This window comes from Mucilaginibacter flavus (genome assembly GCF_030409315.1).
Taxonomy (GTDB): Bacteria; Bacteroidota; Bacteroidia; order Sphingobacteriales; family Sphingobacteriaceae; genus Mucilaginibacter; species Mucilaginibacter flavus.
Window position 1 is genome coordinate 190168 of sequence record NZ_JAUFPS010000024.1, and the last position, 15317, is coordinate 205484.

The window sequence follows — 15317 nt, forward strand, 5'->3', positions numbered from 1 at the left end:
GTAGCAAATGCCTGGTAATTCTTCTCAAACACAATATTAACCGGATGAGCGGATATGGGCATCCTGTACTGTCCTGAAGTTAAAGACAAACTACCGCAAAGGTACCTTGATAAGAGTTTTACAATAACTGCTTCAACACCGGCCAAATTTTTTCGGCCATAACCCGGTAGCCGGCGGCATTGGGGTGCAGCATATCCGGCAAATTCAAATGTGGCATACCAGCTACTCCATCCAGGTAAAAAGGCACACAGGCCATTTGATTAGCATCGGCCAGCTTTCTGAAAATGGCCTTAAAATTGGCGGCAAAAACACCGGGAATAAATAAAGGCACTTCCATACCCATCATCAGCAATTTAATGCCTGGGTATTTAAGTTTTACCCTATCAATAATAGTTTGTAAGTTTTGAGCGGTGGTTTGTGGCGAAATGCCCCTGATGATATCATTAACGCCCAGTTCCAGCACAAAAACATGCAACGGGCGGTTCATCCAGTAATCCAGTCGCATGAGTCCGCCCGATGTAGTATCGCCGCTAAGCCCGCCGTTGATGCAGTGATAAGGCAAGCCAAGGGCGTCAATCTTTTGTTGTATTAAAGCAGGGAATGATTGGGACCTATGATCGCCTAAACCATACCCTGCTGTGAGGCTATCGCCAAAAAAAAGTATATTCTGCATAGTTTAAAAGCAGAGATGTAAGGTGTGGTTTTAAAATTAAAACCTGTTATTATCCCTGTAGTTTTGTGCACGTACGGCAATTTGCTCTAAGGTAAGCTCGCCATATTTTTTGGCGCGTTCCATCCATTCGGGAGCTTCATCGGCAAGGTTATCAATGATGGATTTACCATCAGGTCCCTTTTTGGTAACATAGTTTATACCGTAGGCAACTGCTGCGCCAATGGCAAGTGTTTTTATAAAGCCCATATTTTACTGTTTAATTTATTGTTTATATGACAATCATGATGCCAGTTTGTTACGCATCTACAAGTTAAGAGTAATGCGGAGTTAAAAAGTTTAATGTTTTATCTATTTTTACTGATACTATGTTTTTTATCCTGTCGAAAGTACTCGCGTTTTTAATTTGCCCTTTCCTGTACGCCTTTGTTTTATTGGCCTTAGGGATATTTTTAAACAAACCCAAATGGAAACGCAAATGCCTGCTTGCGGGATTTATAATACTCTGGATATTTTCAACCCCATTATTGCTGAATTTACTGGCCCGAGCGTGGGATGTGGCGCCCGAAACACTCCAACCCAATAAAACTTACAGTGCAGCAATAGTATTAGGCGGTTTTTCTGGCGATGATAAAAACGGCAAAGGCTCATTTAACTGGGCGGCAGATAGATTTATACAGGGCGTTATGTTGCAAAAAACTGGCGTAGTTAAAAAAATTCTGATATCAAGCGGTAATGGCAACCTGTTTGCCGATGGTTTCAAAGAAGCTGATTGGGCAAAATCGCAGCTAACAATTTTACAAGTACCCGATAGCTGCATCCTGATAGAAAATCAATCGCGTAACACCCGCGAAAATGCCTCATACAGCAAACAGCTATTAGTTAAAGAACACCAAAAAGGACCTTATTTGCTGGTAACATCAGCTTTTCATATGCGCCGTTCATTGCAGATTTTTAGAAAGCAGGGCGTTGAAGTAATTCCTTACTCCTGCAACTATGTAGCTGGCGATAAAAGTTTTTCATTTGCAGACTTTGTACCCAGCGCAGATGTACTGGGCGGTTGGAATATCTACATCAAAGAAATTATTGGTGTAATTGTTAATAAAATAACAGGCAAGGGCTAAACTTTTAAAGCCCGGATGTTATCGCCGTCCCGCCGGGTTTGTTGTTTTTTTGAAGCAGCTGTGTTTATTGCCAGCTGTATGTTCCTTAATTGTTTAAAAACTTAATGCACTGCGCAGAGTTATGTGCTACAAAGCTTGTCCATTTTTTTTACTTTGGCAGCCATCAGAGTTTATAACCGCGAAAAATGTAGCATATGGGAATATTGTTGGTAGAGGATGAGCCGAATATAGCATCGGTAATTAAGCGAGGACTAACCGAAAACGGCTTTGACGTGAGTATAGCCTCAAACGGTGTTAACGGCCTGCAAATGGCACTCAACAACAATTTTGATCTCATTATTTTAGATATTATGCTGCCGCTGATGGATGGCGTTCAGGTTTGCAAAAACATAAGGCAACACAACAAAACAGTGCCTATTATTATGCTTACTGCGCTCGACTCCACCGAAAACATTGTAAACGGATTGGATAGCGGTGCCGACGATTATTTGGCCAAACCCTTTAAAATAGCCGAACTGGCCGCCCGGCTGCGCACCCTGTTGCGCCGCAGCGGACTTGAAAACCCAGGCGGTACTATTTTTACCATCAATAACCTGAAGGTAGATACCGAATCGAAAATTGCTTACCAGGATCATGAACCATTGAAACTCACCGCTACTGAATATCGCCTGTTGGAGTATTTTATCCGCAATCAGAAAAAGGTGCTATCGCGCATCCAGATTTTAGAAAGCGTTTGGGATATTGATTTTAACATGGGCACCAACGTGGTAGATGTGTATGTGAACTATCTTCGTAAAAAACTGGAAAAGAATGGCAGCCCCAAAGTAATACATACTGTTTTTGGGATGGGCTATATGATGAAAGAGGGCGATGAAGATACAAAGTAAAATTACGCTGCTGTTCCTGCTGCTATCTGGTGGTATTTTGGTATTGCTAAGCGCTTCTATATTTTACTTTGCCCACAAATTCAGCTTTGATGATTTTTACAAACGCCTGGAGGCCAGGGTAAACATTTATGCGGAAGTAAACTTATTTCCCGATGCCAAAAGTGAGCATACGCTCCAGGTAAGGAATAAATATCTTGAAAAACTGGACGAAGAAAAAGAGTACGTTTTTGCGGTAGATAAAGATGGCAAAGCCCGGATACCCGCGGATATAAAAGCAGACGATGATTTTATACGCGATATTATATTAACAGGGCATGCGCATTTTAAAAACGGCAATACTTTTTTTGCCGGCTCCCTTTTCAAAAAAGGCGATACAAAATCAATTGTCATCGTATCAGCCTCAAACCCGGCCGGGTTTGAGGAACTGCAGGAATTGCAGAAAATTTTGATCTACGGCTTTTTACTGGCGATGGTGTTGGTGTATTTTATTGGGAAGATTTTTTCATTTTATACCTTTCAGCCCGTGCGGCGCATTATCAACAATGTAAAAAATATCACTGCCAATAACCTGCATTTCAGGCTGGATGAGCTAAGCGGCAAAGATGAAATAGCCGAACTATCGCTCACCTTTAACGATATGCTTAACCGCCTTGAAACCGCGTTTGAAACCCAAAACAATTTTGTAAGCAATGCATCGCATGAACTGCGTACCCCCCTCACGGTAATCAGCAGCGAACTTGAACTGGTTTTGAATAAGCAAAACATAGACCCGCAGCAACGGCAGGTATTAAATACGGTTTACTCCGAATCGGAAAAGTTAAGGTTGATGATCAATAGCCTGCTTACCCTGGCACAATCGGGCTTTGATGGCAAACGGCAAAACTGGGAAAGCATCCGCATAGATGAGCTTTTATTAACAGCATCTGAAGCCGTTAAAAAAGTAATTCCCGAAAGTGAGATCTCCATCGATTTTGAAAACATCCCCGAGGATGAAAACCTATTGCTTGTAAAAGGTAACGGTAATTTATTACGATTGGCCATCAGCAACATCATTAGCAATGCCTGTAAATATTCCAACAATAAAATGGTTAGAGTGGGGCTATCTACCGAAAATAAAAAGATCATTATCGCGATAAAAGATCAGGGGATCGGCATTCCTAAAACAGAACTTCAGCATATTTTTGAACCCTTTTTCAGGGCATCAAACACGCACGATTTTGAAGGGCATGGCGTTGGCCTACCCTTAACCCTTAACATCATCCGGTTGCACAAAGGCAGCCTTGGTATAAGCTCCGAAGTAGGCAGCGGCACCGAAATTAAGGTGTTTTTACCCTTGGGATAAAACTCTAATCAATTTCTAATAACTTTCTTAGATCCTCCTAATTATTGGGCGCTAACCTTGTATCAACAAAATAACACAAGGTTTTACCATTAATTAAAATATCTATGAAAACGCTATTAATCCCTACCGATTTTACCCAGCAATCTATCCAGGATATTCCGGAGCTTGCCCGGCAATTTTATCCGCAAAAGGTACGCGTTGTGCTGGTACATATGCTTAAAATAACAGATTCCATCAGCGAACTGCTCATGCTATCGCGCCGAAATGTAGAGTACCGGCAAATACCCGATAACTTTTACAAACGGTGCCGCGAGATTGAAACCAAGCATAATCACCTTATTAACAACATCGCGATCACCTTTTTTTATGGCAGTACGGTAGCCGTATTCAATAATTTTTTAGAAGCCAATGAAATTGATGCCATTGTGAAACCGCATGACAATTATCAATTGCTTTTTAAAAACAGCATCGACCCGGAAATACTTATCGAAAAAAGCGGATTACAGGTAATAACCAAGCCGAAAATCAAAGGCACAGCAGCCACCATTGTGGTAAACGAGCCGGAATTAACAGAACATCAATAATCATTAAAAAATCGACATCTATGTTACTAAAAGAAAATATCCCGGTAAGCTATGTATTTGGCAAAATAAAAAAGGAGCTTATTTTAACCGCCATTTACTCGGCCACAATTTATTTCGTTCATCAGTTTTATAATTTTAAGGCGATGTCTATCCCGCTAACCGTATCAACCATATTGGGTACCATTATATCGCTACTGCTGGCCTTCCGCTCAAACCAGGCTTATGACAGATGGTGGGAAGCCCGGATACTTTGGGGCGGCATTGTAAACGACTGTCGCACGCTTACCCGTCAAATACTAACCTTTGTAGATAGCAGCCAAGACGGCGAACAAAAACGTGCCCTGAAAGAACGCATGATAAGGCGACAAATGGCCTGGTGCTACAGCTTAAGCTGTCACCTGCGCGGCCAAAACGCTAAAGACAATCTTGACGCTTATTTAAGTGAAGAAGACGCTAAAGCATTAAAAAAAGCAGGCAACGCTCCTTTAGCCATTAACGAAATGCAAGGTCATGACCTTCGTACCCTATATAAACTCGGTTGGATCAATGAATATCAACAGGTAACACTTGATGGTACATTAACCAACTTTATGAATTTTATGGGCGGCTGCGAGCGTATTAAAAACACAGTTTTCCCGTCAACCTACAGCGTGTACATTCATTATTTGGTACTGTTTTTTGTACTGCTGTTGCCATTTAGTTTAATAGAGTTCTTCGGTATTTTACAGGTGCCCTTGGTGATTGCTATTTCATCAGCATTTTTCCTGATAGAAAAGATGGCTATTCACCTGCAGGACCCATTTGAAAACATGCCAACCGATACACCAACAACCACCATCAGCCGCAACATTGAAAAAAATCTGAAACAGATGATGAAAGATGAGTTGCCAGGCGAAATGGACATGGTACAAAATCAGCCGCAAAAACAAGCGACGTTTTATATATTGTAAAAAGAGTCAAGAGTTAAGAATCAAGAGTCAAGACAGAAATTGCCTCTTCATAAAAAAACGCGTCATTGCTTCGTATCCCGCAATGGCGCGTTTTTTTTAACTTACTTAGTTTTTCATCTTGATTCTTGACTCTTAATTCTTGACTCTACTTATTTCCCAATTTTTATCTTGATTCTTGACTCTTGATTCTTGCCTCTTTTTAACTACTTTGGCTATCGGGAAACTTATATTACAAAAATGACTTATTGCCTGGGGATTAAGGTTAAAGAAGGCTTGTTAGCCATTGCCGATACACGCATTACTTCGGGTACGGATACTACCGTAAAAAAGAAGATCACCATAGAACAAAAAGACAATTTTTCGCTTTTTATCATGACCAGTGGCTTACGGTCGGTAAGGGATAAAGCGGTGATCTATTTTAAGGAACTGCTTGAAACTACCGAATTTAATAAGCTATACAAGGCAGTTAACGCTTTTGGCGAACAGATAAAAAGGGCGGCTAAAGAAGATAGGGCCTCGTTAGAGGCAGCCGGTTTTAAATTCGACTTGAATACGATTATAGGCGGACAATTAAAGGACGACGAGGAACACAAACTGTTCCTCCTTTATCCCGAAGGTAACTGGGTTGAACTGGGCCAAGGCGCGCCATACACCGTGATAGGTAATTCGGGTCATGGTAAGGCAATATTAAACCGCATACTTACCGAGGACACGAGTTTGAGATTGGCGCTGAAAACGGGCTTCCTTTCGTTCGATTCCACACGGGTGAGTTCAAACAATGTGGATTTCCCAATAGATGTGGCTGTGTATAAAAAGGACAGCTTTGATATTGTGCAGCAGCGTTACGAAAAGAAAGACCTGGAATATATCTCGACCCAATGGGCCGAGGAACTAAAACTGGCCCTGGAGCATATTTCTGAAGACTGGATGGATGCAACATTTAATAAATTAGAACAAACTAAAACCGGAAGCTGAGCCAATGAAATTCAATGTGTTTACTCAAATGGAGTATGTAGTATGGGCACCTGGCACATTGATTTTAAGTATCCACGCTTTACGCACACCCAACCAAACGGTAATTAGCGAGGAATTTAGCATTGAGCCATACATTAAATTTGAGGAGCTGCAATCTGCCGAAGGCGAAAACCGGCTGATCCGTTTTGAGGTTCAGGAGCAATGTACGATTAAAGTTACCTACAAGGCCCTGGTTGATAATAGCATCGAGCTTACCAATTACGGGCAGCAGGACATAACTTTGGTATCGCAACTGCCTGTATCCGTGCTCCCCTATCTTAACCCCAGCCGTTATTGCCAAAGTGACAAACTTTCTACCCATGCCCATAACATGTTTGGGCATATCACCAATCCCTTTGATCAAGTTGTTGCCCTTACCAACTGGATACATTACAACGTACAATACCTCAGTGGCTTTAGCAATGCCGAAACGTCGGCCTTTAATACATTTACAGAGCGTGCCGGCGTTTGCCGCGATTTTGCGCACCTGGGCATAGCCTTGTGCAGGGGTTTAACAATTCCGGCCCGGTATTTTACGGGTTATGCCTATCAGCTTAATCCGCCCGATTTCCATGCCTGTTTTGAAGCTTACATTGGCGGCAAATGGATTTTATTTGATGCCACCAAACTGGTGCCGCTTAATGGCCTTATTAAAATAGCTGCCGGCAGGGATGCTGCCGATAATGCCATCGCCAACATCTTCGGCAACATTAATTTTACCACCATGCTGGTAAGTTGCGAACTGGCAGAGGATAATTTTGAACCTATTTATTATAGTGAGGGAGAATACGAGGGATTATCGTATTTGTAGGACTTTTTGGACTTGTGGACTGTTGGACTCTTTTAGACAAAGGACTTGTGGACAAGAGAGCAAAGATAAAAAAACGTAGTCAGTTCGTAACTCAATGACAATCGTAGAACCCAGACTTACGAAGTTTTGAAAACTTCGTAAGTCTTTCGCCGGCTTTTTTTTGAACCTTAATTAATAACCGGTACAGGGCTTTTTACAAGCTTAGCGTATTTAGCATCTAAAGCGCTCACGGGTACCGTTATGCTTAAAGCATTGATGGCAAAGTAGTTAACCGATACATAATCGTACCCTTTATAAGGGCCATATTTTTCGCCGCCGGAATCCTTCAGAATAAAGAACATTTTTCCGTTTTTGCTTTTGGCGATACCTACAATATGGATCAGGTGATCATCCTGCGTAACCAGGGTTTCAAACAGTTGTTGTCTTAAAGGCACCGTGTAAGCCATTTCGGTAGTATCAGCATTAGCTACATGTTTAAACCTTTTGTCTTCAAACAAGGCGTAACCTGCGCTGCCGCAGTTCCAGCCGTTATTGCTTACATCCATATCAACCACCAACGATTGTCCTTTTTCGATAGCATCCCAGGCTATTTTAATCATTTCATCAAGCGGAACGTTCAGGTAATTTTCGCGCAGCAAAAAGTTATCAGGAATCTCCAACGGAAAATTCTGATAAAACGGGTGATGCGTAAACGAGGTAATGGTAGCGTACTCTTGCCTGTTAAACTTTAATACCTCTTTGGCAAAGGTGATGGGCGTATATTCTTTACCCTCCCAGGTAAAGGTTTGCGGTGGTACGCCTACTATATCATCATGTTTTTTGATAAAACCGGCAAGCCAGTTTGGGTCTATAGGTTTCGTTTTTAATACCGAATCGAGGTAGCTTTTCAATACCTCATCAACTTGCTTATCGGCTTTGGTTGAATAATAAACGCCCTTTTTGCGGGTATAAAACTCATCTGGTATGGCACCGTATTTTTCAATGCCATACATGGCATCATGGGCAAGGCCGCCAGCCTCAAACAATGTTGTGCCATTTGATAAGATATAGCGTTTGGCTTTTTCAATGAACAGGTTGCGTGAGGTAAACAACTCAGACAGATCGATATCTTTTTTGGCGTTCAATATCTCGTTTGCTTCCACCAGCGATGTAGTTGAAAACGACCAGCATGTATTAGTACCGCCCTGGAATTTTACTGTACCGGCGGTTACCTTTTTTACAGTAACTGGCTCCTGGGCGTTTGCGCAGCTTATAGTGGCAGCAAATAAAAATGCCAGGTAATATTTTATCATTTTACAGGAATTGGATTTTTTACTAAAATAGAAATAAATTTTAGCAGCCAAAATTAATTGCCATTTAGGGATTTAGTTCCGTTTCGCTTTTACACGTTCGCCATATACCCAATTGATGGCCAGTACGGCTACACAAATAAGCAAACCAAAAAACTCGCGGGTTTCTTCAATCCAGGGCTTTTCGGCTTTCATGGTTTCAACCAGGCTTTCGGCATGATGGCGCTGTAGCCAGTCTATGAGGCCGTTATTGTCAAATACCTTATAGCCGGCATAAAGCAGGAAAATGGCTATACCTATTGCATACCAAACGGGGTAAAACTTTTTTTTAACGGCCATGAAGCAAAAAAAGGCGCAATACAAATAAATAGGCATCCACACGTAAGGATCTGGATCATTATACTGTAAACCTGCAAAAATGACAAAGAGTACAACAAATACGATGTTGAAAATTTTCATAATTAATAAACCTTGTTTTTTGAGTGCGGCTTACAGCAGGTTAAGCGGGCTAAAGATAACAATTTAGGATTATAGATAACAGCGGGTTATAAAATAGCTTAGCATCCAACAAATACACTTAACATAAAACTAACGTTGATAAAACAATTTAAACGCTTTGGCGCTTTTGCATAATAGTTTTTCCATCCTTACAGCGCCGTGTATGACATCAACAGATACTTGCTTTTTTAAAAAAATATCATTTGTTAGTTTACTTACTCTGATTGTATTAGGAAACCCCGCTAAGGTGTTTGCTCAAAACAGCATATTTAATCAAAAGCCGGAAGTTAAAGTACGTTACAGAAGGGATGTGCGCGATACAACCGTTAAAAGACGCTTTGGCCGGGCAGCAACCGAATTGGGCATCGCGGAACTTACCCCCTGGATTTATGACCGCTACGTGGTTAACCAGGATTATGCACACATCTCCTGGAAAACCGTTGGCCACAACCTTAACCCCGGCAGCTGGGAGTTTGATAACGATCCTTTTCAAACCAACCAATTTGGGCATCCCTACCATGGCAGCATGTTTTATAGTGCCTTTAGGAGCAATGGCTACAGCTTTTGGCAGGCTGTACCGGCTACTATGGCCGGCAGTTACCTTTGGGAAACTTTTGCCGAAAACCAGGCACCCGCACCTAACGATTTTATCAATACCAGTTTTGGCGGCATCGTTTTGGGCGAAATGACCTATCGCCTTTCAAACCGTATCATCAATAACCAGGCCCGTGGTTTTAACAGGCAGTTGAGCGAGGTTGCCGGGTTTATTGTAAACCCCATGAATGGCCTTAACCGCTTATTGGATGGCCGCTGGGGTAAAGTGTATGGCAACCCCGTTGAGCGTGATTCATCAAAGTTAAATGCCGAATTTGATTTCGGCGCACGTACTTTTAATCGCCAATCAACAAGCCCGATTGGGCACAGCAGGTTTGGCTGGTTTGGCAGAGCCCGGTTGTTATACGGCGTACCCAATGAGGGTTTCAGAAAGCCATTCAGTAACATATCTATAACAGCCGAGTTTGGGAAAGATGATAGCAGCGCGGTTAATAATATCAGCGTATATGGTTCTATTACCGGTTGGGATATCTCTAAAGTTGACCAGGATAAATCAGAAATGCTCATCATCCTATCGGCCAATTATGATTATATCCGCAATGAGGCCTTCTTTTATGGCGGGCAAAGCGTAAAATTCAATTTACTATCCACTTATAAATTAACTAATGGGCTCCAGATAAATGCCAATTTAGGAGCTGGCCCAATCCTGCTTGGGGCCGTTCCCGATCAATATACCTATCGGAGCCGTGATTATGATTATGGATCGGGTTTTGCGTATAACGCGGGCGGAACTATCCGGATTGCCCAAAAACTCTCTTACGGAATTAACTATCGTGGCGGCTACATCTACACCATTAGCGGCAACAAATCGCACTACTTTTTACACACTTTTAGCAGTGAGCTTAGCTACAAAGTTATTAAACGCCTGGCTATCGCTGCCGAGCCTGGTTACTTTAGACTGGAAGGTAATTACCACGATTATCCCGATGTAGATAAAAAATATCCATACTTCAGGGCGTCAGTAAGGTATTTTGTAGGAAACCTATAGGAGCTAAAAGCGGAAAACTTAAGGCAGAAAGCTTTTGAAAACAAGAATGTTTCTGTAGAAATCTTGATGGCTTTAAGCTGTATGCATTTAACTTTCAGCTCAAAAATTAGACGTCGCGGGCAGATTCGAACTGCCGTTTAGGGTTTTGCAGACCCCCACCTATCCTCTCGGTCACACGACTTAAAAAAAACTATAAAATCACTTATTAGATTGGCAGGGGGCGAAGATGGTATATTATCTTTCTCCGTTGAATGGAGCAGGAATTAGCACCTTTTACATTATGCGGATGTATAGGTTGCTAAGACGTCTTTGGGCCTTTCCCTCAGTCTTTCTTGATAAGTTAAAATAAAGAACGATTGTCTCTTTCGACAGTGCAAATATAAATACATTTTATATAATTCCTATAGAAGTAGTATAATATATTTTAAACAACATTTAATAATCTATATATCAATTAGATAAAATTAAAAAACAATCAAATGTAAGTCCATTAAGCCTGCTATTGGCATTCTATAATCACACAATCCGCAAGGTGTTTAAATACTATCCGGAATATTTTACCAGGGTATACCTACATTCACAGGACAAAGAATCTCTCCTTTTAAGTTATAAGGTAATTGAGTTGATTATTTATACCCTATATCATTATTGCTACACCTATTCAATTCTTTTGATAGATTATCCTATTATCCATTTGCGCTAATCTGCCTTAATCTTTTGCTAAAAAAGCTGACAAGCAGCGCCGGCATTTGCGGTAATTTCGTTACCAAGCATTCAAGCGTAGTATTTGTACTTTTTGCAGATACACAGGGATAGTTGTACAAACTATATCCGTTAATATTGCTTTAACCAATTAAAGTAAACACAAAAAGAATGAAGGTAGCTTTATTTGTACCCTGCTATGTTGATCAGTTTTATCCTAAGGCGGCTATCGCTACTTTAGAGTTGCTGGAAAAGCTGGGTTGCGAAGTTCATTATCCTAAAAATCAAACCTGCTGCGGGCAGCCTATGGCCAACTCTGGCTATGAGCATCTTACCGGCGGCTGTAATAACCTGTTTATAGATAACTTTTCGGGCTATGATTATGTTGTATGCCCATCTGGCAGCTGCACCCTGCATATTAAGGAGCATTTGCACGCCCATGATAACGAAGATATGGCCACGGAGATCCGCAAACGGGTTTTTGAATTGACGGAGTTTTTGGTAGATATTTTAAGGGTAGATATTTTGGAGGCATCTTTCCCCTACCGGGTGGGTCTGCACAACAGCTGCCATGGTTTGCGTGGATTACGCATTTCGCAAATGAGCGAATTAGTTGCGCCCGCCTTTAGTAAACCTGCCCAATTGCTAAACCTGGTGAAAGGATTGGAATTGGTTCCGCTAAGCCGAAACGATGATTGCTGTGGTTTTGGGGGCACTTTTTGCGTGGTTGAAGAAGCGGTATCGTCAAAAATGGGAAAAGACCGCGTGGATGATCATCTTGAACATGGCGCGCAATACATCACATCGGCCGATTTAAGCTGTTTAATGCACCTGGAAGGTATCCTTCGCCGCCAAAACAGCGATGTTAAAGTAATTCACGTGGCCGAAATTTTAAATAACAGCATCCAATGAGCAGCACCGCCACTAAAGATCACGCCGAATTAGCTGCTATTTTTAACCGGGATGAACCCCGGGTTGACTGGCACGACGAAACCCTGTGGTGGGTACGCGCCAAAAGAGATATAGCCGCGCATAAACTACCCGAATGGGAATTACTGCGCGAGACGGCCTCACAGATAAAAAATAATGTACTATCAAACTTAAGCACTTATTTAGAGCAGTTTGAGGCTAACGCCATCAAAAATGGCGTAACGGTACATTGGGCTGCCGATGCCGAAGAACATAACCAGATTGTACACAAACTGTTAAGCGAGCGGGGTATTAACCGCATGGTTAAAAGTAAATCGATGCTTACCGAAGAGTGCCACCTTAACGAGTTTTTGGCGCAACGGGGCTTTGATGTGATTGACTCCGACCTGGGCGAGCGCATTGTACAATTAGCCGGCGAACCGCCAAGCCATATTGTATTGCCCTGCATCCACAAAAAAAAAGAGGAAATAGGCGATATTTTCCATGAGCATTTAGGTTCGGCCAAAGGCGAATCGGACCCTAAGATATTGACGGAAACTGCCCGCCAGCATCTGCGCGAGGTATTTTTAACCCGGCGTGCCGCTTTAACCGGCGTAAACTTTGCCATTGCCGAAACCGGCGAATTTGTGATTTGCACCAACGAGGGTAATGCCGATATGGGTGCCCACCTGGCCGAAATCCACATTGCATCTATGGGTATGGAAAAAATCATCCCCGAAAGGAAACACCTCGGCGTGTTTTTGCGCCTGCTTACCCGCAGCGCTACAGGGCAACCCATCACTACGTATTCAAGCCATTTTGCAAAACCGCAGGATGGTAAAGAGATACATATTGTCATTGTTGATAACGGGAGGAGCATCCAACTCGGCAGAGAAGATTTCCGCAATTCGTTAAAGTGTATCCGTTGCGGAGCTTGTATGAACACCTGCCCGGTTTACCGCAAAAGTGGCGGGCACAGTTACCATACCGCGGTTGCCGGACCAATAGGCAGTATACTGGCCCCTAACCTGGATATGAAAAAGTATGCCGACCTCCCTTTTGCCTCCACCCTATGCGGATCATGCAGTAACGTATGCCCGGTAAAAATAGATATTCATGATCAGCTGTATAAATGGCGACAGGTTATTGTTAAAGCAGGTTATACCCCTACAGCTAAAACAATAGCCATGAAAGGTATGGCATTTACGCTGGCCTCTCCCACCTTGTATAGGGCAGCAGGTAAAATGGGCAGGTTAACTTTTAAATACGCGCCATTTGCCGTAAATAACGGGGCTAACCCATGGTACAAACACCGCGAAATGCCCAAAGCGCCCGAGCAATCATTTGGCGAATGGTATGCCAAAAGAAAGGAGCAAAAGAAATGAGCAGCAGGGATAAAATATTAGCCGCCGTAAAAGCCAACCAAATTAGCCATGCCGAATTGCCCGATCTGGAAGTTTTAAATACGCTTACCGCTACCAGCGAAAACCTGGTTGAACGCTACAAAACCATCGGTAGCGCCGGCGGCAGCTTTGTATACGAAGTTGCAGATTATGATGCTATTAAAAGCATCCTGCAAAAGGAGTTTATACCCGGTGTAAAGATCATATGCGGTGTGCCCCAATTACATGAGTACACCAATGTTGACGATGTTAAGCACGAATTATCGCACAGTTTTGCCGATGTGGAACTTTGCATACTGGCTTCAAACCTTGGCGTTGCCGAAAACGGGGCGCTTTGGCTTACCGAAGAGCAGATGACCGTAAGGGTGCTACCATTCATCGCGCAGCATTTAGCCATAGTAATTAGCCAAAAAAACCTGGTACCTACCATGGCACAAGCGTATCAAACTATTGGCGATGCCAGGTACGGATACGGGGCCTTCATATCCGGCCCATCCAAAACCGCCGACATTGAGCAATCCCTGGTTATTGGTGCCCACGGCCCCAGGAGTTTATCGGTATTTATACTTCCATAGCCTATATATTTGGTTTATATATTTTTAATGGGCCTGCTGCGTGATTAACAGCGGGCTTTTTTATGTGCCCTGTTTCCTCGGTTTTGCAATGATGACACAAGGATGAATTTTGTTTATTGTAAAAATATACCGATTGGTATATTTTTGTATCGTTGAATTTAACAAGTCAACAATTACTAAAATGAAAACCTCAAAAAACACCATACTTATTACAGGCGGCAGTGCCGGGATAGGTTTTGAATTAGCCAAATCGTTATCGGCAAAAGATAATCATGTAATCATCATCGGTCGTAATGCCGATCGCTTGCAGAAAGCGGCAGCCCAATTACCAAACGCAACTGCTATTACTGCCGACGTATCAAACGCCGATGACGTTGAAAAACTGGTTAGTAAATTAAACAGCGATTTCCCTGAACTTAACATCGTAATCAATAACGCGGGCGCAGCTAACCTGAACGATCTGCTTAATGCCACCGATACTTTTGAAAAAGCAGGCGAAGAAATGCTTACCAATTACCTATCGGTAATTCGCCTTAATGAAAAACTATTGCCCTCACTTAAAAATCAAAATGAAGCGGCTATTGTAAACGTATCATCGGTAGTAGCTTTTGCACCAAGCACCAGGTTAGCCACTTACGGCGCAACCAAGGCAGCACTACATGCATATACCCGCGCTTTACGCTTGTCGCTTGCCGAAACCAATGTAAAAGTATTTGAATTGATGCCTCCATTGGTTAATACCGAATTTTCGGCAGAGATAGGCGGCAAAAACGGTATCCCGGCTTCGCAGGTTGCTGATGAATTTTTAACCGGACTTGAAAGCGATAACTACGAAATCAGGGTGGCTGGTACCGAAGATTTTTACCGCTTATACCTTTCAAACCCCGATGAAGCTTTAAGGGTGATGAATTTACCAAGAGCATAATAAAAAAATTTACCATAAAATATACCAAATG

Annotated in this window: 16 protein-coding genes, 1 tRNA gene and 1 riboswitch; of the genes, 12 read left to right on the forward strand and 5 right to left on the reverse strand. The window is 42.4% G+C overall.

What is annotated here, in order from left to right:
• Positions 1–118: 118 nt before the first annotated feature.
• Both QWZ17_RS08915 and QWZ17_RS08920 read right to left on the reverse strand, forming a co-directional pair.
• Positions 119–673, reverse strand: a complete 555-nt coding sequence (locus tag QWZ17_RS08915) for an arylesterase (protein ID WP_290304812.1) — start codon at positions 671–673, stop codon at positions 119–121.
• Positions 674–709: 36 nt separating this feature from the next.
• Entirely contained in the window at positions 710–919 is a 210-nt protein-coding gene (locus QWZ17_RS08920) for a YtxH domain-containing protein (RefSeq protein WP_290304813.1), read from the reverse strand.
• 119 nt (positions 920–1038) lie between these two features.
• Here QWZ17_RS08920 and QWZ17_RS08925 point away from each other — a divergent pair, with 119 nt between their 5' ends.
• The 7 genes from QWZ17_RS08925 (at position 1039) to QWZ17_RS08955 (ending at position 7382) form a co-directional block, all read left to right on the forward strand.
• Positions 1039–1794, forward strand: a complete 756-nt coding sequence (locus QWZ17_RS08925) for a YdcF family protein (protein ID WP_290304814.1) — start codon at positions 1039–1041, stop codon at positions 1792–1794.
• 194 nt (positions 1795–1988) lie between these two features.
• Complete coding sequence (locus QWZ17_RS08930) at positions 1989–2681, forward strand: response regulator transcription factor (RefSeq protein WP_290304815.1); 693 nt, start codon at positions 1989–1991, stop codon at positions 2679–2681.
• Positions 2665–4023 carry a sensor histidine kinase gene (locus QWZ17_RS08935; RefSeq protein WP_290304816.1) on the forward strand — a complete coding sequence of 453 codons (1359 nt, stop codon included), beginning with the start codon at positions 2665–2667 and terminating at the stop codon, positions 4021–4023. Before QWZ17_RS08930 ends, QWZ17_RS08935 begins: the two co-directional genes overlap by 17 nt.
• Before the next feature lie 104 nt (positions 4024–4127).
• Positions 4128–4607 carry a hypothetical protein gene (locus tag QWZ17_RS08940; protein ID WP_290304817.1) on the forward strand — a complete coding sequence of 160 codons (480 nt, stop codon included), beginning with the start codon at positions 4128–4130 and terminating at the stop codon, positions 4605–4607.
• Between the two features lie 20 nt (positions 4608–4627).
• Entirely contained in the window at positions 4628–5557 is a 930-nt protein-coding gene (locus QWZ17_RS08945; protein ID WP_290304818.1) for a bestrophin family protein, read from the forward strand.
• A 237-nt stretch (positions 5558–5794) separates the two neighbouring features.
• Positions 5795–6532, forward strand: coding sequence for a proteasome-type protease (locus QWZ17_RS08950; RefSeq protein WP_290304819.1), 738 nt, complete (start codon positions 5795–5797; stop codon positions 6530–6532).
• Between the two features lie 4 nt (positions 6533–6536).
• Positions 6537–7382: a transglutaminase-like domain-containing protein gene (locus tag QWZ17_RS08955; RefSeq protein ID WP_290304820.1), complete on the forward strand. Its 846-nt coding sequence runs from the start codon at positions 6537–6539 to the stop codon at positions 7380–7382.
• A 167-nt stretch (positions 7383–7549) separates the two neighbouring features.
• Here QWZ17_RS08955 and QWZ17_RS08960 read toward each other — a convergent pair whose 3' ends face one another.
• Both QWZ17_RS08960 and QWZ17_RS08965 read right to left on the reverse strand, forming a co-directional pair.
• Complete coding sequence (locus QWZ17_RS08960; RefSeq protein ID WP_290304821.1) at positions 7550–8674, reverse strand: C1 family peptidase; 1125 nt, start codon at positions 8672–8674, stop codon at positions 7550–7552.
• A 72-nt stretch (positions 8675–8746) separates the two neighbouring features.
• Positions 8747–9130 carry a transmembrane 220 family protein gene (locus QWZ17_RS08965; protein WP_290304822.1) on the reverse strand — a complete coding sequence of 128 codons (384 nt, stop codon included), beginning with the start codon at positions 9128–9130 and terminating at the stop codon, positions 8747–8749.
• A 202-nt stretch (positions 9131–9332) separates the two neighbouring features.
• Between QWZ17_RS08965 and QWZ17_RS08970 the strand changes: the two genes are divergently transcribed.
• Positions 9333–10772, forward strand: a complete 1440-nt coding sequence (locus tag QWZ17_RS08970; protein ID WP_290304823.1) for a DUF3943 domain-containing protein — start codon at positions 9333–9335, stop codon at positions 10770–10772.
• 110 nt (positions 10773–10882) lie between these two features.
• On the opposite strand, the gene QWZ17_RS08975 is transcribed toward QWZ17_RS08970, so the two are convergent.
• Positions 10883–10953, reverse strand: a tRNA-Cys gene (locus QWZ17_RS08975).
• Positions 10954–11003: 50 nt separating this feature from the next.
• Positions 11004–11114, reverse strand: a riboswitch (SAM riboswitch).
• 531 nt (positions 11115–11645) lie between these two features.
• On the opposite strand from QWZ17_RS08975, the gene QWZ17_RS08980 reads away from it, so the two are divergent.
• The 4 genes from QWZ17_RS08980 (at position 11646) to QWZ17_RS08995 (ending at position 15286) form a co-directional block, all read left to right on the forward strand.
• On the forward strand, positions 11646–12386 hold the full coding sequence (locus QWZ17_RS08980; RefSeq protein ID WP_290304824.1) for a (Fe-S)-binding protein: 741 nt from the start codon (positions 11646–11648) through the stop codon (positions 12384–12386).
• Positions 12383–13768, forward strand: a complete 1386-nt coding sequence (locus QWZ17_RS08985; protein WP_290304825.1) for a lactate utilization protein B — start codon at positions 12383–12385, stop codon at positions 13766–13768. Before QWZ17_RS08980 ends, QWZ17_RS08985 begins: the two co-directional genes overlap by 4 nt.
• Positions 13765–14361 (forward strand): LutC/YkgG family protein, encoded by a 597-nt coding sequence (locus QWZ17_RS08990; protein WP_290304826.1) that lies wholly within the window; start codon positions 13765–13767, stop codon positions 14359–14361. The genes QWZ17_RS08985 and QWZ17_RS08990 overlap by 4 nt, the downstream gene beginning before the upstream one ends.
• A gap of 181 nt (positions 14362–14542) precedes the next feature.
• Positions 14543–15286, forward strand: a complete 744-nt coding sequence (locus QWZ17_RS08995) for an SDR family oxidoreductase (protein ID WP_290304827.1) — start codon at positions 14543–14545, stop codon at positions 15284–15286.
• Positions 15287–15317 lie beyond the last annotated feature (31 nt).